22 protein-coding genes are annotated in these 21,275 nt (G+C 68.8%); 15 read left to right on the forward strand and 7 right to left on the reverse strand.

Features of this window, described 5'->3' with window-relative positions; all coding sequences use genetic code 11:
• Positions 1-27 precede the first annotated feature (27 nt).
• Positions 28-507 carry an SRPBCC domain-containing protein gene (locus tag AACZ75_RS12775; RefSeq protein WP_339873315.1) on the forward strand — a complete coding sequence of 160 codons (480 nt, stop codon included), beginning with the start codon at positions 28-30 and terminating at the stop codon, positions 505-507.
• On the opposite strand, the gene AACZ75_RS12780 is transcribed toward AACZ75_RS12775, so the two are convergent.
• Together AACZ75_RS12780 and AACZ75_RS12785 are read right to left on the reverse strand one after the other, a co-directional pair.
• Positions 504-1,820, reverse strand: coding sequence for an FAD/NAD(P)-binding protein (locus AACZ75_RS12780; protein WP_339873379.1), 1,317 nt, complete (start codon positions 1,818-1,820; stop codon positions 504-506). The two genes, AACZ75_RS12775 and AACZ75_RS12780, sit on opposite strands and share 4 nt — an antisense overlap.
• Complete coding sequence (locus AACZ75_RS12785) at positions 1,807-3,306, reverse strand: phosphomannomutase/phosphoglucomutase (RefSeq protein ID WP_339873317.1); 1,500 nt, start codon at positions 3,304-3,306, stop codon at positions 1,807-1,809. Before AACZ75_RS12785 ends, AACZ75_RS12780 begins: the two co-directional genes overlap by 14 nt.
• 177 nt (positions 3,307-3,483) lie before the next feature.
• Between AACZ75_RS12785 and gpmA the strand changes: the two genes are divergently transcribed.
• The 3 genes from gpmA to AACZ75_RS12800 all read left to right on the forward strand — a co-directional run bounded on the left by gpmA (position 3,484) and on the right by AACZ75_RS12800 (position 6,168).
• On the forward strand, positions 3,484-4,197 hold the full coding sequence (gene gpmA / locus AACZ75_RS12790) for a 2,3-diphosphoglycerate-dependent phosphoglycerate mutase (RefSeq protein WP_339873319.1): 714 nt from the start codon (positions 3,484-3,486) through the stop codon (positions 4,195-4,197).
• On the forward strand, positions 4,194-4,823 hold the full coding sequence (locus tag AACZ75_RS12795) for a bifunctional diaminohydroxyphosphoribosylaminopyrimidine deaminase/5-amino-6-(5-phosphoribosylamino)uracil reductase RibD (RefSeq protein ID WP_339873320.1): 630 nt from the start codon (positions 4,194-4,196) through the stop codon (positions 4,821-4,823). Before gpmA ends, AACZ75_RS12795 begins: the two co-directional genes overlap by 4 nt.
• A 64-nt stretch (positions 4,824-4,887) precedes the next feature.
• The gene (locus tag AACZ75_RS12800; protein ID WP_339873321.1) at positions 4,888-6,168 is read left to right on the forward strand and encodes a pentapeptide repeat-containing protein; all 1,281 of its coding nucleotides are present in this window, start codon (positions 4,888-4,890) and stop codon (positions 6,166-6,168) included.
• A 77-nt stretch (positions 6,169-6,245) separates the two neighbouring features.
• Here AACZ75_RS12800 and AACZ75_RS12805 read toward each other — a convergent pair whose 3' ends face one another.
• Positions 6,246-6,716 carry an Hsp20 family protein gene (locus tag AACZ75_RS12805; protein WP_339873323.1) on the reverse strand — a complete coding sequence of 157 codons (471 nt, stop codon included), beginning with the start codon at positions 6,714-6,716 and terminating at the stop codon, positions 6,246-6,248.
• A 269-nt stretch (positions 6,717-6,985) separates the two neighbouring features.
• Between AACZ75_RS12805 and AACZ75_RS12810 the strand changes: the two genes are divergently transcribed.
• The 3 genes from AACZ75_RS12810 to AACZ75_RS12820 all read left to right on the forward strand — a co-directional run bounded on the left by AACZ75_RS12810 (position 6,986) and on the right by AACZ75_RS12820 (position 9,929).
• Complete coding sequence (locus AACZ75_RS12810; protein ID WP_339873325.1) at positions 6,986-7,786, forward strand: methyltransferase; 801 nt, start codon at positions 6,986-6,988, stop codon at positions 7,784-7,786.
• A gap of 95 nt (positions 7,787-7,881) precedes the next feature.
• On the forward strand, positions 7,882-8,799 hold the full coding sequence (locus AACZ75_RS12815; RefSeq protein WP_339873327.1) for a methyltransferase: 918 nt from the start codon (positions 7,882-7,884) through the stop codon (positions 8,797-8,799).
• Positions 8,796-9,929 carry an alpha/beta hydrolase gene (locus tag AACZ75_RS12820; protein WP_339873329.1) on the forward strand — a complete coding sequence of 378 codons (1,134 nt, stop codon included), beginning with the start codon at positions 8,796-8,798 and terminating at the stop codon, positions 9,927-9,929. Before AACZ75_RS12815 ends, AACZ75_RS12820 begins: the two co-directional genes overlap by 4 nt.
• 9 nt (positions 9,930-9,938) lie before the next feature.
• On the opposite strand, the gene hisN is transcribed toward AACZ75_RS12820, so the two are convergent.
• Together hisN and AACZ75_RS12830 are read right to left on the reverse strand one after the other, a co-directional pair.
• A complete protein-coding gene (gene hisN, locus AACZ75_RS12825) occupies positions 9,939-10,727 on the reverse strand; it encodes a histidinol-phosphatase (protein ID WP_339873330.1) in 789 nt (262 codons plus the stop codon).
• A 72-nt stretch (positions 10,728-10,799) separates the two neighbouring features.
• Positions 10,800-11,180, reverse strand: coding sequence for a helix-turn-helix transcriptional regulator (locus tag AACZ75_RS12830; RefSeq protein ID WP_300446174.1), 381 nt, complete (start codon positions 11,178-11,180; stop codon positions 10,800-10,802).
• A gap of 188 nt (positions 11,181-11,368) precedes the next feature.
• Here AACZ75_RS12830 and AACZ75_RS12835 point away from each other — a divergent pair, with 188 nt between their 5' ends.
• A complete protein-coding gene (locus AACZ75_RS12835) occupies positions 11,369-11,608 on the forward strand; it encodes a GlsB/YeaQ/YmgE family stress response membrane protein (RefSeq protein WP_339873331.1) in 240 nt (79 codons plus the stop codon).
• Positions 11,609-11,689: 81 nt separating this feature from the next.
• Here the strand turns inward: AACZ75_RS12835 and typA are convergent, their stop codons facing one another.
• Positions 11,690-13,522: a translational GTPase TypA gene (gene typA, locus AACZ75_RS12840; RefSeq protein ID WP_339873332.1), complete on the reverse strand. Its 1,833-nt coding sequence runs from the start codon at positions 13,520-13,522 to the stop codon at positions 11,690-11,692.
• A 219-nt stretch (positions 13,523-13,741) separates the two neighbouring features.
• Positions 13,742-15,733, reverse strand: coding sequence for an oligopeptide transporter, OPT family (locus AACZ75_RS12845; RefSeq protein ID WP_339873333.1), 1,992 nt, complete (start codon positions 15,731-15,733; stop codon positions 13,742-13,744).
• A gap of 214 nt (positions 15,734-15,947) precedes the next feature.
• On the opposite strand from AACZ75_RS12845, the gene mutM reads away from it, so the two are divergent.
• The 7 genes from mutM (at position 15,948) to dnaA (ending at position 21,197) form a co-directional block, all read left to right on the forward strand.
• Positions 15,948-16,811: a bifunctional DNA-formamidopyrimidine glycosylase/DNA-(apurinic or apyrimidinic site) lyase gene (gene mutM, locus AACZ75_RS12850; RefSeq protein WP_339873334.1), complete on the forward strand. Its 864-nt coding sequence runs from the start codon at positions 15,948-15,950 to the stop codon at positions 16,809-16,811.
• A gap of 4 nt (positions 16,812-16,815) precedes the next feature.
• Positions 16,816-17,349, forward strand: a complete 534-nt coding sequence (locus AACZ75_RS12855; RefSeq protein WP_339873336.1) for a DUF1697 domain-containing protein — start codon at positions 16,816-16,818, stop codon at positions 17,347-17,349.
• Positions 17,350-17,432: 83 nt separating this feature from the next.
• On the forward strand, positions 17,433-17,897 hold the full coding sequence (locus AACZ75_RS12860; RefSeq protein ID WP_339873337.1) for a hypothetical protein: 465 nt from the start codon (positions 17,433-17,435) through the stop codon (positions 17,895-17,897).
• Positions 17,897-18,115, forward strand: coding sequence for a helix-turn-helix transcriptional regulator (locus AACZ75_RS12865; protein WP_339873339.1), 219 nt, complete (start codon positions 17,897-17,899; stop codon positions 18,113-18,115). The genes AACZ75_RS12860 and AACZ75_RS12865 overlap by 1 nt, the downstream gene beginning before the upstream one ends.
• Positions 18,116-18,153: 38 nt before the next feature.
• Positions 18,154-18,942, forward strand: a complete 789-nt coding sequence (locus tag AACZ75_RS12870; protein ID WP_339873341.1) for an enoyl-CoA hydratase-related protein — start codon at positions 18,154-18,156, stop codon at positions 18,940-18,942.
• A gap of 103 nt (positions 18,943-19,045) precedes the next feature.
• A complete protein-coding gene (rpsT, locus tag AACZ75_RS12875) occupies positions 19,046-19,315 on the forward strand; it encodes a 30S ribosomal protein S20 (protein WP_339873342.1) in 270 nt (89 codons plus the stop codon).
• A gap of 448 nt (positions 19,316-19,763) precedes the next feature.
• Positions 19,764-21,197: a chromosomal replication initiator protein DnaA gene (dnaA, locus tag AACZ75_RS12880; protein ID WP_339873344.1), complete on the forward strand. Its 1,434-nt coding sequence runs from the start codon at positions 19,764-19,766 to the stop codon at positions 21,195-21,197.
• The last annotated feature ends 78 nt before the right edge of the window (positions 21,198-21,275 follow it).

Below are 21,275 nucleotides of genomic sequence, written 5' to 3' on the forward strand. Positions count from 1 at the left end.
AGCCGGCAGCAACCATGGAGCAGATCAATGGAGCTGAAATTCGAGGTCAGCACCCGGATCGGACGGCCGGTGCACGAGGTGTTCGAGGCGGTGGTCGATCCGGCGAAACTGTCGGAATATTTCACCACCGGCGGCGCGGTCGGTCGGCTGCAGGCCGGTGCCACGGTCCAGTGGGCGTTCGCGGAATTTCCGGAGACCTTTCCTGTAGAGGTCGTCGAGGTGGTTCAGGATGAGCGCATCGTTCTGCGCTGGGCAGCCGGCGAGGGCGCGCCGGAGGATACCGATCCGGTCATGGACGCAGGCTATATGACGACGGTCACCCTGACCTTCCAGCCGCTGGACGCCGGAGCCCGCACGCTCGTCCGCATCGCCGAGGAAGGCTGGCGCCAGACGCCGGCGGGCCTGAAAGCCTCCTACGGCAACTGCATGGGATGGTCCCATATGCTGTCGGCGCTCAAGGCCTGGGTCGAACACGGCATCAATCTGCGCGACGGGGCCTACCGCTAGCCGGCCAGGGCGGTCACCACGGCTTCCAGGTGGCGGCGGATGTCAGGCACGGCGATCGACTCCCAGAAGGCGGCGCGGGCCGGCGGGCCCAGCACGAACAGCCCCGGGTCCGGCGTGCCGTCGGCCTGCAGCACCCGCCCGTCGGCATCGAGCGCCAGCCCCAGCCCCAGGGTGTCCAGTTGTGCGCGTCCGGCCTCGAGCAACGGACCGGTCAGCGCACTCCGGGCCGGATCATGGCCGGGTCCGCTGCAGTCGATCAGCCAGCCCGTCGTCAGGGTCTCCGGGGTCGCGCTGTGACGCGGCGTCCAGTGCAGGGTCACGGACCCGGACGTGGCCGCGATCCGTCGGGCCCGGCCCGCCACGACCCGCAGCCGTCCGTCCGCCACCAGCCCGTCGATGGCCGTGGCCACGACCGGGGCGAGGCGATGACGGTGCACATCCCACCACGGCCGCAGATGCCGCAGCAGCCGGGCCCGGACCGCCGGATCGGCCGCGCGCCACAGGTCGGCGGTGACCGGCCGCAGACCGTCCATCATGGCCCGCCATCCGTCCGACCGGGCCAGCCGTCGTCCGTCGCCCAGTCGCCGCGACGCCGGTCCCGCGACCATGCCGGGGGTGGGGTCCGTCGGCACCTCATGATGGATCCGGTGGGCCCGGGGCAGCAGGCCGCGCCGCGACAGGGCCGTGGCGCGGCCGCGCCAGCCGCCCGCCGTCAGTTGCAGCAACAGGTCGACCATGGTCAGGCCGCTGCCGACGATCAGCACGTCGTCGTCGGCCCCGATCCGCGCCAGGACTCCGGCGACCCAGGGGTCGCCCAGCACGCGATCGCCGCTGCTGTCATCCGCCGCCATCCGCGGGGCGGGGTTGCCGGTGGCCAGCACGACGGCCCGGGCCGGAACGACCCGGCCGTCCGCCAGCCGGACCCCGTCGCTCTCGATGGCCACCGCCTCGCCGACGACCCGGTCGATTCGTCCCGGATGCGCCGCCTCGGCCGCCGCCAGCCGGTCCTGCACATAGTGGCCGAACAGCCGACGCGGGACGAAGCCCGCCGCGTCGGCATGGCCGGGGTGGTGGCGGGACAGCCAGTCGATGAAATCGTCCGGCCGATCCTCGACCGCGCTCATCCGTCCGGCCCTGACGTTCAGCAGATGGCCGTCGAACGGCGTCGCATAGGCCACCCCCGGGCCGAACTCCGGGGTGCGGTTGATCAGGCTCGAGGCGATGCCGCGTTCGGCCAGCCGCACCGCCAGCATGGAGCCGGAAAAGCCCCCGCCGATGATGACGACCGGCCCTGACGGATCAGATCTCCTGATTGTAGGCCCCGATCTCGGGGTATTTCGCCAGGCGCGGCTTCACCTCGTCGTGGAACAGGGCGCGCATGTCGTCGGCCGAGCGCATGCTCTCGACCACCACCACCAGCTCGGGCTTGTTCGACGAGGCGCGCACCAGCACCCACGAGCCGTCCTCGAGATGCACCCGCACTCCGTTGACGGTGATGGCCTCGACGATCTTCCGGCCCAGGATCGAGCCGCCGGACGCCGCCAGGGCCTCGTAGTCGGCGACGATCCGCTCCAGCACCTCGTATTTCAGCTCGTCATCGCAATGCGGGCTCATGGTCAGGCTGGTCCAGGCATCCGGCAGGGCCGCCTTCAGCGCCGAGAGTTTCTTCCCGGGGTTGCGATCCAGCATGGCCAGAATGGCCCCGGCGGCGACAATCCCGTCGTCATAGCCGCGCCCGATCGGGGCGTTGAAGAAGAAATGGCCCGACTTCTCGAACCCGGCCAGGGCCCCCAGCTCGGCGGTCTTGCGCTTGATATAGCTGTGGCCGGTCTTCCAGTAGACGACGTCCGCGCCGTTGGACTTGAGGACCTCATCGGTCTTGTACAGGCCGGTCGACTTCACATCGACGACGAAGGTGGCGTCGGCGTGCAGGGCCGACAGGTCGCGCGCCAGCATCAGGCCGATCTTGTCGGCGAAGATCTCCTCGCCGGTGTCATCGACCACGCCGCAGCGGTCGCCGTCGCCGTCGAAGCCCAGGGCCAGGTCGGCCCCGGTCTCGCGCACCCGCTGCGCCATCTGGCTCAGCATGGCGTGGTCCTCGGGGTTCGGATTGTATTTCGGGAAATTGTAGTCGAGCTCGGTGTCCATCTCGATCACCTCCACCCCCATGCGCCGCAGGGCCTCGGGCGCGAAGGCCCCGGCCGTGCCGTTGCCGCAGGCGGCCACCACCTTCAGCGGCCGGGTCAGCGTCACCCCGGTGGTGACCTCGTCCAGATAACGGTCGCGGAAGCCCTCGACCCGCTCCAGCCGCCCGCCCGGCCGGGCCACGCCCTGGCCCTCCAGCACGATGGTCTTCAGCCGCCCGATCTCGTCGGGCCCGAAGGTCAGCGGCGGATTGGCCCCCATCTTGACACCGGTCCAGCCGTTCTCGTTGTGGCTGGCCGTGACCATGGCCACGCAGGGCGCGTCGAGCGCGAACTGGGCGAAATAGGCGGTCGGCGACAGGGCCAGGCCGATGTCCAGCACCTCCATCCCGCCTTCCAGCAGGCCGAGGATCAGGGCCTGTTTGACGGTCAGGGAATAGGACCGGTAGTCGTGGCCAACCACGATGCGCGGCCGGGTGCCGACCTCGTGGACATAGGTGGCCAGGCCCAGCCCCAGGGCCTGCAGGCCCAGCAGGTTGATCTCCTTGTCCAGGATCCAGCGCGCATCATATTCGCGAAAGCCCGTCGCCTTCACCAGCGGTGTGGTCTCGTAGTCGGCGGTGTTGGGACGAAGGTCGGAACGGGGTTTTTGCATGGACGGAGCCTTGAATGAGACCGGACTGGGGCTGGCTATAGGACACCCGGGGCGGGGCCAACAACAACGCCGGTCGTCGGCAACGGCTCCGACGGCCTGCCGAAGGCGGTGCGGCGGTCGCCTTGACCCGGCGCTCACCCGGTCCTACGCCCCGTCTATTACCGTCGGAGACCCTGAATGCCCCGTCTGATCCTGTTGCGTCACGGCCAGAGCCAGTGGAATCTCGAGAACCGCTTCACGGGCTGGGTCGATGTCGACCTGACCGCCCGGGGGGAGGCCGAAGCCCGTCGGGGCGGTGAGCTGATCGCCGCGTCCGGCTTCAGGCCCGATGTGATGTTCGTGTCGGTGCTGACGCGGGCCAAACGGACCGGCGCCCTGGCCCTGCAGGCCGCGAACCTCAGGGACATCCCCACCGTCGAGGACTGGCGGCTGAACGAACGCCACTACGGCGGCCTGACCGGCCTCAACAAGGCCGAGACGGCGGAAAAGCACGGCGAGGACCAGGTCCGCATCTGGCGTCGCAGCTATGACGTGCCGCCGCCGCCGCTGGCCCCCGGCGGCGAGTACGATTTTCATGCCGACCCCCGCTATGCGGGCCAGCCGATCCCCGACACCGAAAGCCTCAAGATCACGCTCGAGCGGGTTCTGCCCTACTGGACCGACGCCATCGCCCCCCGCCTCAAGGCGGGCGAGGACGTGCTGATCGTCGCCCACGGCAATTCGCTGCGCGCCATCGTCAAACATCTGTTCCAGGTGCCGGACGACCGGATCGTCGGCGTCGAGATCCCGACCGGCAATCCGCTGGAGATCGATCTGGACGCGAACCTGAAGCCGGTCGCCGCCCGCTATCTCGACACGGCCCGGGCCCAGACCCTTCCGGTGCTGCCGTGAGCGACGCCGCCGCCGATCTCGGCTTCATGCGCCGGGCCATCGACCTGGCCCTGGGCCGGATGGGGGACACCTGGCCCAATCCGGCGGTCGGCTGTGTCATCGTTCGCGACGGGGCGGTGCTGGCCGAGGCGGCCACGGCCCCCGGTGGCCGGCCCCATGCCGAGGAACAGGCGATTCCGGCCGCCGGCGACCAGGCTCGCGGGGCGACCGCCTATGTGACGATGGAGCCCTGCGGCGCACGTTCGTCGGGACGCACCTCCTGCGCCCAGTTCCTGGTCGAGGCCGGGATCGCCCGGGTCGTGATCGCGGCCGTCGATCCCTCGCCCTTCGCCTCGGGCCGGGGCATCGAGCGGCTGCGCCAGTCGGGACTGACGGTCGAGTCCGGCCTGCTCAGCGCGGATGCCGCCGTCCTGTACGAAGGCTATCTGCACCGGCTCGAAAGCGGGCGCCCGATGGTGCGCATCAGCGAGGACGGGGCCGGCTTCGACGCCCGGTTCGCCGCGGCCCCCCGGGCCGACCTCGCCATGGAGCTGAAACGCCTCGGCGAGGCGGGCTATACGCGCCTGTGGACCGGACCCGGCGAACTGGCCGACGCCCTGATCGAACAGGGCCTGCTGACGGCTTGAGTCTGAACGGAAAAACCCGGGTTTCCGCAAGTCTTCCTTAAGCGAACGGGTTTAGCATGAACCCATGCCTGTGACCTCGCCAGATGTCGCCCGACGACGCCTCACACAGCCGGAGCTGGACGCCATCTGCGCCCGGCACGATCGTCTGTGGCAGGCCCGGCCCGGCGGTGCGCGCGCGGTGTTTGCCTGGATGGATCTCAGCGGCCTGAGCATGGTCGGGCGCAATCTCGCCGATGCCGACTTTTCCGCCGCCTGCATGATCGGGTGCGATCTGAGTGGCGCGCGGCTGGACAATGCCACCTTCTTTGGCTCGGACATGCAGGACGTCCTCCTGGTCGAGGCCAGCCTGCGGCGCGCCGACCTGCGGGGTGCCTGTCTGCGCGGGGCCGATCTGTCCGGTGCCGACATGTTCGAGGCCGACCTGCGGGAAGGCACCATCGCCGCCGCCGATTCCCGGCTCGGCTTCCGCGTGGTCGAGTCGAAGTCGCGGACCGATACCCAGGCCCAGGGGGCCTGTCTGGCCGGGGCCAATCTGCAGCGGTCAAAGCTGACGGGCATCATCGCGGTCGCCGCGGACTTCACCGATGCGATCATGAAGGACTGCAAGCTGGTCCGGGCCAATCTGAAACAGGCCAGTTTCCGCGGGGCGGACCTGGCCGGTGCCGACCTGTCCGGTGCGGACCTGACCGGGGCCGATCTGCGCGACGCCATCCTGGTCGGCGTCAAGGCGGACCTGTGGCGTACCGACGGGGCCAATATGGAGGGGGCGCTGACCGATCACCGCTCCGCCGGGGCCCCGGTGTCGGTCATGCCGGCCGCCGACATGCTGGGCGAGCACGCCCGCTGGTGTGACACCGGTGGGGCCGAGGGCCAGCCCTCGGTGTTCGACGGCGTCGACCTGCGGGAATTGCGATCGATCACCGGACTCAATCTGACGGCCCTGTCGGCGCGCGGCGCGGTCTTCTATGGCCTCGACATGGCCGGGGTCCAGTTGCAGGGCGCGCATCTCGAGGATGCCGACCTGCGCTCGGCCAATCTGCAGGGGGCCGATTTGCGCGGGGCCCGACTGGCCCGGGCGCGGCTCAACGGGGCTGACATGCGCGGGGCCCAGCTGGGGCCGTTGATGCTGGCCATCGACCGGCTGCTGCCGGCCGACCTGACCGGAGCCTGTCTGCGCGGCGCGGACCTGACCGGTGCCGATCTCCGCCGGGCGGTGCTGACCGGCGCGGATCTGTCCCGGTCCGTTCTCCACGGGGCCCAGATGCGTCAGGCCGAGCTGACCGATGCCGTCCTTGCCGGAGCCCGCGGCATGGAATTGCCCGCCGCCCCCGGGGCGGCCGCCTGACACGAAACGGGGGGCGGCGCGAACGCCACCCCCCTATCTGTCCGATGTCCGTCGGAGTGTCGTCTCGAAAGGTCGCGCTAGGCGGCCTTGGCCTTGGTCTTGCGGCCCTCGAGCAACGGCGCACTGGTACCGATCTCGATCCGACGGGGCTTCAACGCCTCAGGCAGCTCGCGGTTCAACTCGATGCTGAGAAGACCGTTGACCAGGTCGGCCTGGGTCACGACCACATAGTCGGCCAGCTGGAAGCGGCGTTCGAAATCCCGCTCGGCCAGGCCGCGGTGAAGGAAGGACCGGGCATTGCTGTCGTCATTGGCGGTCTTGCGACCGGTGACGGTCAGCAGGTTTTCCTTCACCTCGAGGGTCAGCTCGTCGGGCCGGAAGCCGGCGACGGCGATCTCGATACGATAGGCGTTTTCGCCGGTGGTTTCGATATTGTAGGGCGGCCAGCCGTCGGCCTCGCCGGTTCGGGCGGCCGTTTCCAGCAGGGTCGCCAGCCGGTCGAAACCGACGGCGGAACGGTAGAGAGGGGAAAAATCATAGGCACGCATGGGTCATCCTCCTGGGAGTCAGCAAGGTTGAGTCGTCCGGCGATTTGGCCCCGGACGACGGTGGGGATCAGGCCGTGACGGTCCCTTGTGGGCCCCGCCTGGTCTGGAGAGCCCGGAACCGGCGCTCTCGGAATTCGATGTGGGAAGTGGCGTGCGGACGTCAAGGGGGTGTCGCCCCGATCAATTGCGATGTGCGGGATCGTGACTTGCCCCTGCCGCCATCCGTCGTATGAAAACCATCACCTTCCCGTTTTCTGTGGAGTTCGCCGATGCGTCTGCTCGCCCTGGTCCTGTCGACCGCCCTGATCCTGCCCGCCACGGCCCTCGCCCGAAGCGGGGCCATCGCCGGCGGTCCGACCGCGGACCGCGCCGCCCACGCGCGGCTGGCCATGGTGCCCCCGGTGCCGCAGGAGGACGAAACCCTTCGTGCGGTGATCGCCGATCCGTCCCGCCCGGCGGCGGACACCGCCCGTGACGCCGCGCGTCACCCGTTCGAAACCCTGACCTTCTGGGGCCTGACGCCCGGCCTGACGGTGGTCGAGATCGAGCCCGGCTCCGCCGGCTGGTGGCGAGGTATTCTGGAGCCCTATGCCCGCAACAGCGGCGGCACCTATGTCGCCGTCAACCGCCCCGCTGACGGCATGGGCGTCGCCGACGGCAGCGCCGACATGGTCGTCGTGGCCCGCGCCTTTCACAACTGGGCCCGTGACGGACGCACCGCCCCCTATATGGCCGCCTTCTTCCAGGCCCTGAAGCCGGGTGGCGTGCTGGCGGTCGAGCAACATCGCAGCCCCGGCGATCTGGACGTGTCGGTCACCGCCCCGACCGGCTATGTCTCCGAGGCCTACGTCATCGCGGCCGCCGAACAGGCCGGCTTCGTGCTGGACGGCCGCAGCGAGCTGAACGCCAATCCGCGCGACGATCATGACCACCCGTTCGGGGTCTGGACCCTGCCGCCGGTGCGGCGCTCCTCCGGTCAGGGTCAGACCCTGACCCCCGATGAGCGGGCCCGTTATGATGCGGTCGGCGAAAGCGATCGCATGACCCTGCGGTTCCGCAAGCCGGGCTGAGCCGATGGTCATTTTGACGACAGGGGCGAACGTGGTTAATCCAGCCCGGTCGGGGCCGCCGCAGCGAACGCGGCGCAACGACACGGGGGATGTGTATGGGTGAGTCTTGGCAGGGCCGGCAACTGGTCGCGTCGCGTCGCGGCATGCTTTTCGGTGCCTCTGCCGTTGTCCTGACCGGGCTGGCCGCCTGCGGGCGTGGCAAGGCGGTCGAGGAGCCGGTCGCCGAGGATGCGCCGACCGGCCCGCCGGCCGGCTCGCTGGAATGGGCCGTCGCCGGCGCGTGGCGGGCCCAGGACCAGGCGCGCGATCCGGCCCGTCACCCGATGGAGACCCTGCGTTTCTTCGGCCTGCAGCCGAACATGACGGTGGTCGACTTCTGGCCGGGCAGTGGCTGGTACACCGAGATCATCGCCCCCTATCTGGCCCGCGGCGGCGGCACCTACTATGCGGCGGGCTTCCAGACCGGGGGCGGTGACGACCCTGCCCAGTCGGCCCTGATGGCGGCCTTCCAGGCGCATTTCACCGCGGATCGCAAACTCTACGGGGATCTCAAATTCAGTGCCTTCGGGCCGACCAGCGGCCCGGTCGCCCCGGCGGGGTCGGCGGATCTGGTCCTGTTCATGCGCAACATCCACGCTTGGATGGCCGCCGGCGTGGCGGAAAAGGCCTTTTCCGACGCCTATGCCGCCCTGCGGCCCGGCGGAATCCTCGGCATCGAGCAGCACCGTCTGGCCCCCGACCAGGATCAGGATCCGGCCGCCGCCAACGGCTATGTCCAGGAGGCCTTCGTCCGGCAGCTGGCGGCCGAGGCCGGGTTTGTTTTCGTCGCGTCCTCGGAAATCAACGCGAATGAAAGGGATACCAAGGATCATCCGTTCGGCGTGGAGACCCTGCCGCCCCGGAGTTTGACGGCGGCGCGGGGTGAGGCGCCCGATCCGTCGTTCGATCGGAAGAAATATGACGCGATCGGCGAGAGTGATCGCATGACCTTGAAGTTCAGGAAGCCCGAGTGAACCGTGCCGTAGCCTATGCCGCCAATGCCCCCCTGATGGGGGTACCGGGCGCAGCGCCTCCGCCCGGCGGGCAGGGCGAATGGTTCCGTGGAGCCGGCGGCCTGCGCCTGCGCGCGGCCCTGTGGACCCCGTCGGCCCTGGTGGCCGCCAAACCGCGGGGCACCGTGGTCCTCAGCACCGGACGCACCGAACCGATCGAGAAATATTTCGAACTGATCGGCAATCTTCTCGCCCGCGGCTTCTGTGTGCTGGCGCATGACTGGCGCGGTCAGGGCCTGTCCGCCCGGCTGCTGCCCGACCGGCTCAAGGGTCACGCCCGGGCCGTCGAGGAGTTTCTCGACGACTACGGCCGCCTGATGGAAACCTTCGAGGCCCGCGCGCCCAAGCCGTGGATCATGCTGGGCCATTCGATGGGGGCCACGCTCAACCTGATGACGCTCGAAGCCGGCGAGACCCGCTTCTCGGGCGCGGTGCTGTGCAGCCCGATGCTGCGCATCAAGACCGGCAAGCGGTCGATGTGGTCGGTCAAGCTGGCGGCGCGCTGGAACCTGCGCCACGGCAAGGCCGGCGACTATGTGCTGGACGACGCCGATGATCCGTTCGACCACACCTTCGAGAACGACGCCCTGACCTCGGACGAGACCCGCTATGAGCTGTGGCGGCAGCAGCTGTACGCCTGCCCGCACCTGGCGGTGGGCGGCCCGACCTGGGGCTGGCTGGCCTTCGCCCTCGACGCGGGTGAACGGGCCCTGAAGCCCAAGGCTCTGAAATCCGTCAAGATTCCGGTGGCCATCGTCCAGGCCGGCGAGGACGACCGGGTCTGGAAGCAGACCAACAAATGGGCGGCCCGCCGGCTCAGCCGCGGGCGCTATGTCGAGGTGACCGGGGCGAAACACGAGGTCATCATGGAGACCGACGCCCTGCGCGGGGTCTTCCTGGAAGAGTTCGATGCGATGGCGGCCTATGTCTCGCCGATCCAGGACCTGTCACCGGTCGAGCCCGCGGCCGGACCCGCACCCGGGGCGGACGCCGGGGGCAGCGCGTCCGGCGACCAGGACCCCCCGTCGATGCCCGGATCCGCGCCGGAGCCCGCCCCCGAGGCGGCCAGGGATTCGTCCGAAGTCGCCTGATCGCCGGCGCTAGACGTCGGCGGCGCGGCCCAGGGCGGACAGGGCCGGTTCCAGCAGACCCGCGTCGCCGACCGCCAGCACCTGGCCGCCGGCGTTCGGGGCCCCGCCCTGCCAGTCGGTGACGCGCCCCCCGGCCGCCTCGATCACCGGCACCAGGGCTGACCAGTCCCAGACCTTCAGGTCGCTCTCGGCCACCAGGTCGATGGTTCCGGCCGCCACCATCGCATAGGCATAGGCGTCGCAGCCCAGCCGGGCCAGGCGGGCGGCGGCGCGCAGCCGGGTCCAGGCCGCGCGCTCGGTCGGGGTGAACAGGTCGGGGTCGGTGGTGGCGATCAGCGCCTGGTCCAGTCCGGCACAGGGCCGGGTCCGCAGCGGTGTCTCGGTGCCGCCCTTCAGCAGGCGGGCACCCGACGGGCCGCCCAGGAAGATCTCGTCCAGATAGGGCTGGGCGATGGCCCCGATGCGCGGCCGGCCGGCGTGGCGCAGGGCGATCAGACAGGTCCAGACCGGCAGGCCGGCGATGAAGGCGCGGGTGCCGTCGATCGGATCCAGCACCCAGACATGTTCGGCGTCCGGGCGGTCCTCGCCGTATTCCTCGCCGATCACCCCGTGGTCGGGATAGCGGGCGGCGATCCGGCGGCGGATGGCGGCCTCGGCCGCGCGATCGGCCTCGGTCACCGGATCAAAGGCCCCGCCGGCCCCCTTGTCCTCCTGGGCGAACACGCTGCGGAAGAAGGGCAGGGACACCCGGGCCGCCTCGCGGGCCAGGTCGACGGTAAAGGCTTCAAGCTCGGTCATCGCCGGCGGCATACAGCAAGGGCCGCCGGCAAGTCACCCATCAAACAGCCCGGCCCACCCCCGACCGGGGGATCAGGCGGCGTCGCCCTCGGCGTGCAGCGACTTGGCCAGGTCCAGCAGGCGACGGCGCGGCCGCTCGCCCAGCTGATAATAGGCCTGGATCAGGTCGAGCGTTTCCTTGCGGGAAAACATCTCGCCACCGTTCGCGCCGGCAGCCTCCTGTCGCTCGATCGCCTCTTCCAGCCCGTCGTAGAAATAGCTGACCGGCGACTCCAGCGCCTCGGCCAGCTGCCACAGGCGGGCGGCCGAGATGCGGTTGGCCCCGCACTCGTATTTCTGGATCTGCTGGAAGCGGATCCCGACCTGCATGGCCAGTTGCTGCTGCGTCAGGCCCAGAAGGCGACGACGACGACGCAGGCGGCGCCCCAGGTGAAGATCGATATCGGTAGCCATGACCCCAAATCCCCTTGGTAGTGCGCTGTCCCGAAACGGAACGGCTCGCCTCTCATGCGGCAAGGGGCGTGCCGCGTTCGCGTCCGGAGGGAAAACCGCCGAACGCCGTCTTTCAAGGTGCGACGCAACCGGATTGTGGCCGGGGCATTATGGGCTGGAGCTTTGCTTTTTAGGGAAGGGACTTACTCATGAGCATTCTGTTCTGGATCATCGTTGGTATCATCGCCGGTTTTCTCGCCGAGAAGATCATGGGCCGCAGCCACGGCCTGATCACCAACCTGATCGTCGGCATCATCGGTGCCGTCATCGGTGGTTTTCTCGCCAATGCCCTCGGCTTCTCGTGGGGCGGCTGGATCGGGTCGACCATCGTCGCCACCATCGGCGCGATCATCCTCCTGTTCCTGCTGGGCCTGGTCAAACGCCGCTAGAGCCGGCGAGGGGATAAACCAGAAAGGGCGGCCCCGCCGGGGCCGCCCTTTTTTGTGTCCGGTCCGGTTCGGGCCGCGACCCTATTCGGGGCGGGCGCGCTTCTTGCGGAAGCTCGGGTTCAGGATCTGCTTGCGCAGACGGATCGACTTCGGCGTGACCTCGACCAGCTCGTCCTCGCCGATATAGGCGATGGCCTGTTCCAGCGACATGGCGCGCGGCGGGGTCAGGCGCACGGCCTCGTCCTTGCCCGAGGCGCGGATGTTGTTCAGCACCTTGCCCTTGATCGGGTTGACGTCGAGGTCGTCCCAGCGGCTGTTCTCGCCGATGATCATGCCCTGGTAGGTCTTCTCGCCGGAGCCCACGAACATCACGCCGCGGTCCTCGAGGTTCCACAGGGCGAAGGCGGCGGTCTCGCCGTCCGAGTTGGAGACCAGCACGCCCTTCAGGCGACCCTCGATGGGGCCCTTGTGCGCCTCATAGTGGCTGAACACCCGGTTCAGCACGCCCGACCCGCGCGTGTCGGTCAGGAACTCGCCCTGGTAGCCGATCAGCGACCGCGACGGGCACATCAGGCTGATGCGGGTCTTGCCGGCACCCGACGGCCCCATGTCCTTCAGTTCGCCCTTACGGGCCGACAGCTTCTCGATCACGATGCCGGTATATTCATCGTCGACGTCGATCATGACGTCCTCGATCGGCTCCAGCTTCTCGCCGTTCTCGCCGGTCTGGTAGACCACGCGGGGACGCGAGATCGACACCTCGAAGCCCTCGCGGCGCATGTTCTCGATCAGCACGCCCAGCTGCAGTTCGCCGCGGCCGGCGACCTCATAGGCGTCGCCGCCCTCGCTGGTGGTGACGCGGATGGCGACGTTGGCCTCGGCCTCCTTCAGCAGGCGGTCGCGGATCACGCGCGACTGAACCTTGTCGCCTTCGCGACCGGCCAGCGGGCTGTCGTTGACCGAGACGGTCATCGAGATGGTCGGCGGATCGATCGGCTGGGCCGGCAGGGCGTCGGTGACCTCCATGGCGCACAGGGTGTCGGCCACGGTGGCCTTGGACAGGCCTGCGATGGCGACGATGTCGCCGGCCTCGGAGCCCTCGTCCAGCGCCGTGCGCTTCAGGCCGCGGAAGGCCAGGACCTTGGTGATGCGGCCGCGCTCGATTTCCTTGCCGTCGCGATCGAGGGCGTGGATGGCCATGCCGGGAACGGCCTTGCCGCTCTCGATCCGGCCGGTCAGCAGACGGCCGAGGAAGGGGTCGGACTCGATCAGCACGTTCAGCATCTGGAACGGCTTGTCCTTGTTCTCCTGCACCTTGGGGGCCGGGACGTGATCGACGATCAGGTCGAACAGCGGGGCCAGGTTGTCGTTGGGCTGGTTCAGGTCCAGCGTCGCCCAGCCGTTGCGGCCCGAGGCGTAGATGTGCGGGAAGTCCAGCTGCTCGTCGGTCGCGCCGATGGCGGCGAACAGGTCGAAGGTCTCGTTATGGACCCGGTCGGGATCGGCGTGGGCGCGGTCGACCTTGTTGATGCACAGGATCGGGCGCAGGCCCATCTTCAGCGCCTTGGTCAGCACGAATTTGGTCTGGGGCATCACGCCCTCTTCGGCGTCGACCAGGATGACGCAGCCGTCCACCATGCCCAGGATGCGCTCGACCTCACCGCCGAAGTCGGCGTGGCCGGGGGTGTCGATGATGTTGATCCGGGTCTCGCCCGCCTTGCCGTTCCACAGCACCGAGGTGCATTTGGCCAGGATGGTGATCCCGCGCTCTTTTTCCTGGTCGTTGGAGTCCATGGCGCGCTCGGTCGTCGCCTCATTGGCTCGGAACACGCCGGACTGGGCCAGAAGTTGGTCCACCAGGGTGGTCTTGCCATGGTCGACGTGGGCGATGATGGCGACGTTGCGCATGTTCATTTTGATATCAGACGTGAAAAGCGGCCGGCGAACGGGATGAACCGGGCGGGCCGCGGAGAAAGAGCGACAGTTCAGGGAGCGCGCGCCTCATACAGGGACGCGCACGCAAAGGCCAGAGCGTGCGAAACACGCCGCCCGACCAATCGGCGGATGTCCTAGCGACCAAAAACGGCGAGGTCGGGGCGGTGGCCGAACGGGACTCGGTGGAAGCGCGCCGGGCTAGACCTTCGCCGCCCGGCCGCGGGTCCAGCCGTACAGGCCGACGACCACGATCACGAAGGCGATCGCGCCCACGGCCATCGCCGGCCAGGCCGATCCCTCCGGCAACAGGGCGAACGGGGCGCTGTTGCGGCTGCTGACGATCACCGCCGCGGTAAACACCCCGAACAGGCTCTCGCCGACGATCAGGCCCGAGGCCAGCAGCACGCCCAGTCGACGCGCCACGGCCGCGAACGGTGTCGTCGACACCACCCCGTCATAGATCCGCCCGGCGACGGCCCCGACCACGACGGTCGAGACCACCGAGAACGGCAGATAGATGCCCAGGGTCACGGCCAGCGGATGCAGCCGCGCCCGGGTGCGGGCCCCCAGAATCTCGTCGACGACGATGATGGCCACGCCCAGGGCGATGCCGATGCCGATGAAATTCCACGGCAGATTGCCGTCGATGACCCCCCGCGCCAGCGACGAGATCAGCGTGGCCTGGGGCGCGGGCAGGGGCTGGGCCCCGACGACCGTGGCCGCCGGGCCGCCGACGAAGCCATAGGCCCCGTTCAGCAGGTCGAGGATCGGCGGAATGACCAGCGATCCGGCGATGACGCCGACGATCAGGGCTGTCTGTTGCCGCCACGGCGTCGCCTCGACCAGCTGACCGGTCTTCAGATCCTGCAGATTGTCATTGGCGATCACGGCGATGGCGAAGACCACGGCGGTGACCAGCAGGGCATACGCGATGACCGAGGGGTCGGCCGGGATATCGGCCAGCCGCATGGCCGCGACCATCATCAGGGTGGCGACGATCACCGCCAGGATACCGACGCCGGACACCGGGCTGTTCGAGGACCCGATCAACCCGGCCATATAGCCGCAGACCGAGGCCACGACGAAGCCGATCACGATCACATACAACAGGCCGCCGACGACCAGCATCGGCGCATGCGGGGCCAGCGGTGTTCCGGCGGTGAAGCTCCACAGCAGCACCCCGATGGCGGCGACCGCGGCCAGCGACGCCAGCCCGACCAGGCCGATCGGAATGTCCTGCTCGACCCGGTCCAGCGTCTGCGAGGTGGCGCGCCTGGCCTGGGCCGCCAGGGCTGCGGTCAGGCCCAGCACCAGCGGCCGGACCAGCTTGGTCAGGGTCCACAGGGCGGCCACACCGATGGCCCCGGCTCCGATGAAGCGCACCTGGTTCAGCCACACATCCATCGCCGCCGCCTCGGCCGCACCGGGGGTGTTCTGCATCGCGGTCAGCAACGGCACGGCCACGCCCCAGGCGATGACCAGCCCGGCCATCATCGACAGGCCGACGGTCAGACCGATCAGATGGCCCGCCCCGAGCAGGGCCATCGACACGCCGCCGCCCATGCCGGTGGCGCCGCCCCCCAGGGCGGTCGGCAGGCGGAAATAGGTAACCGCCTCGGCGGTGAACACCCGGGCCGAGGCGAGAAAGGCGAAGGCGGTCGAGCTCACGGCCCCGACGATGACGGTGACCAGGCCGGCCTTGTTCTCGCGCACGGCCGCCTCGGTCTGGTCCGCGCCGCGCGAGCCGACCTTCAGCACCTCGGCGGCGGCGACGCCCTCGGGGTAGGGCAGGTCGGTGTTGACCACCAGGGCGCGGCGCAGCGGGATCGACAGGGTCACGCCCAGCACCCCGCCGAAGGCGCAGATCATGAAGGAGGTCCAGAACGGGAAGGCGGTCCACCAGCCGACCATGACCAGGGTCGGCAGCACGAAGATGATCGCCCCCATGGCCCCGCCGACCGAGGCCACCGTCTGGACCGTCATATTCTCCCAGATGGTCGAGGACCGGAACGCCCGCAGCACCGCCATCGAGATCACCGCGGCGGGAATGGCCGAGGCGAAGGTCAGGCCGACCCGCAGGCCCAGATAGACATTGGCCGCCGTGAACACGAGCGCCAGCAGCGACCCCAGCACCAGGGCGCGCAGGGTCAGTTCCAGCCGCTTGGCCGGCTTTGCAGGGGCGTCGGTCATCGTGGGGTCTCTCCGTCTTCGGATGAGGCTAGGCCGGAAACAGCAGGAGAGGCTAGTGAGTAGTGAGTAGTGAGTAGTGAGTAGTGAGTAGGGCTTGGGGAGTAGGAAGACGCACCGGCCTGTCCCCGTCCCAAGCCCTAAGCCCTAAGCCCTAAGCCCTAAGCCCTACTCACGACTCACGACCTCCCACGCCCCCGTTCCAGACCCCCGCCTCATGCCCGAACTGCCCGAAGTCGAAACTGTCCGCCGTGGCCTCGAGCCCGTCCTTGTCGGCGCGCGTCTGACGGCGGTGCGCCAGAACCGGCCCGACCTGCGCTTTCCCTTTCCCGAGCGGTTCATCGACCGGCTGGAGGGGGTCACCGTCCAGCGCATCGACCGGCGCGCCAAATATCTGCTGGCGACCCTGTCGACCGGCGAGACCTGGGTCACCCATCTGGGCATGACCGGGCGCTTCACCCTGGGCGGGGTCGCGCCCGGCGACTTCGTCCAGGCCGCCCCGGTCACCGGCAAGCATGAACATATGAGTCTGGACGCCGTCTCGGGGTCGCTCGTCACCCGCGTCGGCTATACCGACGCCCGCCGCTTCGGCTTCATGGGACTGATCGCCGCCGGGGCGCTCGACACCCATCCCTGGTTCGCCGGCCTCGGTCCCGAGCCTCTGGGCAACGGCTTTTCCGGCGCGCACCTGGCCGAGGCCTTCGCCGGCCGCAAACCGTCCATCAAGGTCAGCCTGCTGGACCAGCGCCACGTCGCCGGCCTCGGCAATATCTATGTGTGCGAGGCCCTGTACCGCGCCCGTATCTCGCCCCTGACTGCCGCGGGCAGGATCAGCCGCCCGCGGCTGGAACATCTGGCCGCCGTGATCCGCGACGTGTTGACCGAGGCCATCGCCGCCGGCGGCTCGACGCTCAAGGACTTCGCCAATGCCGAGGGCGGCCAGGGCTATTTCCAGCATCGCTTCGACGTCTATGGCCGCGAGGGTCAGCCCTGCCTGTCCGACGGCTGCACCGGTACCGTCACCCGCATCGTCCAGGGCGGCCGCTCGACCTTCTTCTGCCCGGTCTGCCCGAAGGACTGAGCCCATGAACCAGCGCGTCTGCCTGCTGCGCGGCGTCAATGTCGGCGGGGTCAAGGTTCTGATGACCGAGCTGAAGGCCGTGGCCGACGCCCTCGGTCTGGCCAACCCCCGCACCCTGCTGGCCAGCGGCAATCTGGTCGTCGACAGCGCCGCCGATCCGGCCGGTCTGGAAGCCCGGCTGGAAGCGGGCATCGCCGCCCGCTTCGGCCGCCCGATAGAGGTGATGGTGCGCACGCCGGATCAATGGACGGCCCTGATCGCCGCCAACCCCTTCCCGGCCCAGGCTGCGGTCGACGGCAGCCGGCTGCTGGTCATGATCATGAAGGCCGGCGTCGCGGACGGTACCGTCGCGACCCTGCAGGGGCTGGCGACCGGGGATGAGCGGGTCGCCGCCGTCGGCGGGACTCTCTATCTCTGGTGCGCCGACGGCATCGGTCATTCGCGGATGGCCGCGCGGGCGGTGCCACGCCTGACCGGCACCGGCACCGGGCGCAACTGGAACACCGTCCTCAAGCTGGCGACGATGGTTGGTGTCTGACATACCGGACTCGATGTAAAAAATAATAGACATCGTGTCCGCTTTATGGGACACGACTTCCCCATCTGGAAATGAGGAAGACAATGTCGTTCAAGGAAAAGCTGTCCTGGTCTGCCCTGGTGACCATTGTCCTGGTCTGGGGCTTCTATTTCGTCCGCCTGGCCCAGATGGCGGGTGATGGCACCCTGACCGCGGACCGGTCGCGCTGGCTGTTGTTTGCCTGCGTCATCGTCCTGGTGGTCAGCCATGCCGTCAGCGCGGTGGTCGCCGCCCGCAGTGGCCCGCGCGCCGAAGTGGCGATCCAGGATGAGCGCGAGCAGGCCATCGCCCTGAAGGCCAGCAATGCGGCCTTTCTCGTTCTCGGCACCCTGCTCGGCGGCCTGTCGGCCTTCGCCTATGTCTATGCCGTCAAACAGCCCGACCTGCTGGGCACCGAACCGCTGTCGACCGCGGCGCTTATCGCCGTCAATGGCGTGGTGCTGGCCCTGGCCCTGGCGGAGGCGATCCGGCACCTGGTTTCGGTCGTCCTGTCCCGACGGGTCGGCTGATGGTCAGGACGCCGCCACCGATCCGCAACCGCATCCGTGAGCTGCGCTTTCACGCCGGAGAAATGACCCAGGCGGATCTGGCGGCCCGGATCGGCATGACCCGCCAGACCATCGTCGCGATGGAGCAGGGCAAATACTCGCCGTCGCTGGAAGCCGCCTTTCGCATCGCCGCCGTGTTCGGTGTCGAGATCGGTGAGGTGTTCCAGTGGACCGGATGACGCGCTAGACGTCGCCTCCGACCCAGAGGAGCACCATCATGTCTGACAGCTATTCCACCCTGCTGATCGAACGCCATGCCGACGGCTATGCGCTGGTGACCCTGAACCGGCCCGAGGCGCTGAACGCGCTGAACTCGACCCTGTTCGCCGAGCTGGCCGCCTTCCTCGACACCGTCGAACAGGACGACAGCGTCCGCTGCCTGATCCTGACCGGTTCGGGTCCCAAGGCGTTCGCGGCCGGGGCCGACATCAAGGAGATGGCCGACCAGACCTATGCCCAGATGTATACGGGCAATTTCTTCGCCCTCGGCCACGATCGCATCACCCGTTTCCGCAAGCCGATCATCGCTGCGGTCAACGGCTTCGCCCTCGGCGGCGGCTGCGAGCTGGCCATGCTGTGCGACTTCATCCTCGCCTCGGACAAGGCCCGGTTCGGCCAGCCCGAGATCAACCTCGGCGTCGCCCCCGGCATCGGCGGTTCGCAGCGCCTGACCCGGGCCGTGGGCAAGGCCAAGGCGATGGAGATGGTTCTGACCGGCCGGATGATGGATGCGGACGAGGCCGAGCGTGCCGGCCTGGTGTCGCGTGTCGTCCCCGCCGACACCCTGCTGGACGAGGCCCGCGCCGTGGCCGCGAAGATCGCCGCCCAGTCGCTCCTCGCCGTGATGGCCAACAAGGAGATGGTCGGGGCCGCCTTCGAGACCACCCTGACCCAGGGCGTCCAGTTCGAGCGCCGCCTGTTCCATTCCCTGTTCGCCTTCGAGGACCAGAAGGAAGGGATGTCGGCCTTCGTCGAAAAGCGGAAGCCGAATTTCACGGGGCGCTGACTCGCGTTGACCCCCTCAACCCTTTCAGCTATATCCGCGCGCTCTTGAGATTTCACGCCGTGGACGCTTGGTCTGCGGCGTTTTCCGTTGAAGGTTTTTTCAGATGGCTAACAACCCCGGCGCCCGGAAGGCGGTCCGCAAGATCGCGGCCCGTACCGAGGTCAACAAGGCGCGACGCACGCGAGTTCGCACCTTCCTCCGCAAATTCCAGGAAGCCGTCACCTCGGGTGACGCCTCCGCCGCCAAGGGGGCCTTCATCGAGGCCCAGTCCGAGCTGATGCGCGCGGTCTCCAAGGGCGTGGTTCACAAGAACACCGGTTCGCGGAAAGTGTCCCGTCTGGCCGCCCAGCTGAAGAAGCTGTCTGCCGCCTGACTTAGGACGCCTGCGGACGGCCCTTCGTCGGACCGTCATGCGAAAAATTATGGATTCCAACGGCGAGGGCGCAACCGCTCCCTCGCCGTTTCCACGTCCGCAGGTAAGTCCCGCGAGGGGATTCCGCGCTCGCCTGAACGGGGAATTGAAGTTTTCCTCAACGCTGCTTTGGCTTTAGCGGAGTCAAACAATTTAACTGCAATTCGAGTCGCGAATCAGCGTTGACCCAACCCGCGCTGAGGGTAAGTTTTGGGCTCTTACGCACCTCCATCCCGCAAGGGACGAAGGCAGCGCGGAACCTGTGTATCGCGTCGGCGTGAGACGTCTGTTCGAGAGTATGACCCCGCCTGCAAAGCACCACGCTTTGCGGGGCAGGAGAAGTCGTCCTCGGTTCTGGCGGCTTTGAAGTGCGGTCTGTTTGTTGGTTTTAGTAGGGTGGGTGATTGATATGGCGGGGGGCGTGGCAATGGCGAGCATGACGGATCCGGATCGCATCTGGACCGAGGCAGCGGGTCGTCTGCGTACCGAAATCGGTGAAGGTCCGTTCAGCTCCTACATCGCTCCGTCGGCCGTGCGGGTTGACGGTGCCGGCCAGCTGATCCTGGTCACCCCGACCGCCTATGCCCGGGACTGGGTGCGCAAGAACGCCCTGCGTCGCATGAACGAGCTGTGGCTCGGCCTCGACGGCCTGTCGCGGCATCTCGACGTGCGCTGCCGCGCCGAAATGAGTTCGACCCCGCCGGCCTCGGCCGTCAGCGCCGCCCGCGGTGAACTGGCCGCCGTGATGCCGATGCCGCGCCCCACCGTGGGACCGGTCGCCGACGGGGCCCGCGCCGTGCGCGCCGCCGGCCTGCAGGACCGCCTGACCTTCGACAGCTTCGTCGAGGGCCAGGGCAACGCCTTCGCCCTGGCCATCGCCCGCCAGGCCGCCGCCTGGGCCGACGGCCATTTCAATCCGATCTTCTTCTGCGGCCCCTACGGCTACGGCAAGACCCACCTGCTCAACGCCATCGCCTGGGAGGCCCAGCGTCTCCGCCCTGACGCCAAGGTCGTCTATCTGACCGCCGAACGCTTCCTGTCGACCTTCGTGCGCGCCATGCAGGACCGCTCGACCGCCGCCTTCAAGGACAGCCTGCGCAGTGCCGACATGCTGCTGATCGACGACGTCCAGTTCGTCGGCGGCAAGGCCTCGACCCAGGAAGAGCTGCTGTCGACCCTGACCGCCCTGATCGAGGACGGCAAACGTATCGTCCTGTCGGCCGACCGGCCGCCGATGGCCCTGACCGAGGTCGAGCCGCGCCTGCGCAGCCACCTGGCCTCGGGTCTGACCTGCCCGGTTGAACCGGCCGACCGTGTGCTGAAGCTGGCCGTGGCCCGCAACCGTCTGGCCGCCCTTGGCCGCCTCGGCGTCGTCTCCGGCGACGTCCGGCCCGAGGTGCTCGAACATCTGGTCGACCGCACCCCCGGTTCGATGCGCGAGCTCGAGGGGGCCGTGAACACCCTGGCCGCCGTGGCCGGCACCCGCCTGTCGGCCCTGACCGTCGAGGAGGCCCAGGGGCTTCTGGGGGCCGCCCTGCGCGGCGGGCCCGAGCGGCGCATCACCGTCGACGAGATCCAGAAGACGGTGGCCGAGCATTTCAACATGAAACAGGCCGACCTGCTCAGCGAGCGCCGCACCCGGTCGGTGGCCCGCCCGCGCCAGATCGCCATGTGGCTGTGCAAGCAGCACACGACCCGCTCCTATCCGGACATCGGTCGTCGCTTCGGCGGGCGCGATCACACCACCGTCCTGCACGGGGTCCGCAAGATCGAGGAACTGATGCCGCAGGACGACCAGATCGCCCGCGACGTCGAGGCCCTGACCCGCAAGCTCCGGGGGTAGTGAGCAGGGCTTAGGGCTTAGGTCTTGGGTCTTGAGACGGGCGTATCCGGCGTCTTTCCGCCGATTATCCCCATCTGC

Source organism: uncultured Brevundimonas sp. (assembly GCF_963975535.1).
Lineage (GTDB): Bacteria > Pseudomonadota > Alphaproteobacteria > Caulobacterales > Caulobacteraceae > Brevundimonas.

Coding starts and splice junctions, on each gene's coding strand:
- AACZ75_RS12775 (WP_339873315.1), top strand. CDS start 28: ATGGAGCTGAAATTCGAGGTCAGCACCCGGATCGGACGGCCGGTGCAC.
- AACZ75_RS12785 (WP_339873317.1), bottom strand. CDS start 3,306: ATGCAAAAACCCCGTTCCGACCTTCGTCCCAACACCGCCGACTACGAG.
- gpmA (WP_339873319.1), top strand. CDS start 3,484: ATGCCCCGTCTGATCCTGTTGCGTCACGGCCAGAGCCAGTGGAATCTC.
- AACZ75_RS12800 (WP_339873321.1), top strand. CDS start 4,888: ATGCCTGTGACCTCGCCAGATGTCGCCCGACGACGCCTCACACAGCCG.
- AACZ75_RS12805 (WP_339873323.1), bottom strand. CDS start 6,716: ATGCGTGCCTATGATTTTTCCCCTCTCTACCGTTCCGCCGTCGGTTTC.
- AACZ75_RS12810 (WP_339873325.1), top strand. CDS start 6,986: ATGCGTCTGCTCGCCCTGGTCCTGTCGACCGCCCTGATCCTGCCCGCC.
- AACZ75_RS12815 (WP_339873327.1), top strand. CDS start 7,882: ATGGGTGAGTCTTGGCAGGGCCGGCAACTGGTCGCGTCGCGTCGCGGC.
- hisN (WP_339873330.1), bottom strand. CDS start 10,727: ATGACCGAGCTTGAAGCCTTTACCGTCGACCTGGCCCGCGAGGCGGCC.
- AACZ75_RS12830 (WP_300446174.1), bottom strand. CDS start 11,180: ATGGCTACCGATATCGATCTTCACCTGGGGCGCCGCCTGCGTCGTCGT.
- AACZ75_RS12835 (WP_339873331.1), top strand. CDS start 11,369: ATGAGCATTCTGTTCTGGATCATCGTTGGTATCATCGCCGGTTTTCTC.
- typA (WP_339873332.1), bottom strand. CDS start 13,522: ATGAACATGCGCAACGTCGCCATCATCGCCCACGTCGACCATGGCAAG.
- AACZ75_RS12845 (WP_339873333.1), bottom strand. CDS start 15,733: ATGACCGACGCCCCTGCAAAGCCGGCCAAGCGGCTGGAACTGACCCTG.
- mutM (WP_339873334.1), top strand. CDS start 15,948: ATGCCCGAACTGCCCGAAGTCGAAACTGTCCGCCGTGGCCTCGAGCCC.
- AACZ75_RS12855 (WP_339873336.1), top strand. CDS start 16,816: ATGAACCAGCGCGTCTGCCTGCTGCGCGGCGTCAATGTCGGCGGGGTC.
- AACZ75_RS12860 (WP_339873337.1), top strand. CDS start 17,433: ATGTCGTTCAAGGAAAAGCTGTCCTGGTCTGCCCTGGTGACCATTGTC.
- AACZ75_RS12865 (WP_339873339.1), top strand. CDS start 17,897: ATGGTCAGGACGCCGCCACCGATCCGCAACCGCATCCGTGAGCTGCGC.
- AACZ75_RS12870 (WP_339873341.1), top strand. CDS start 18,154: ATGTCTGACAGCTATTCCACCCTGCTGATCGAACGCCATGCCGACGGC.
- rpsT (WP_339873342.1), top strand. CDS start 19,046: ATGGCTAACAACCCCGGCGCCCGGAAGGCGGTCCGCAAGATCGCGGCC.
- dnaA (WP_339873344.1), top strand. CDS start 19,764: ATGGCGGGGGGCGTGGCAATGGCGAGCATGACGGATCCGGATCGCATC.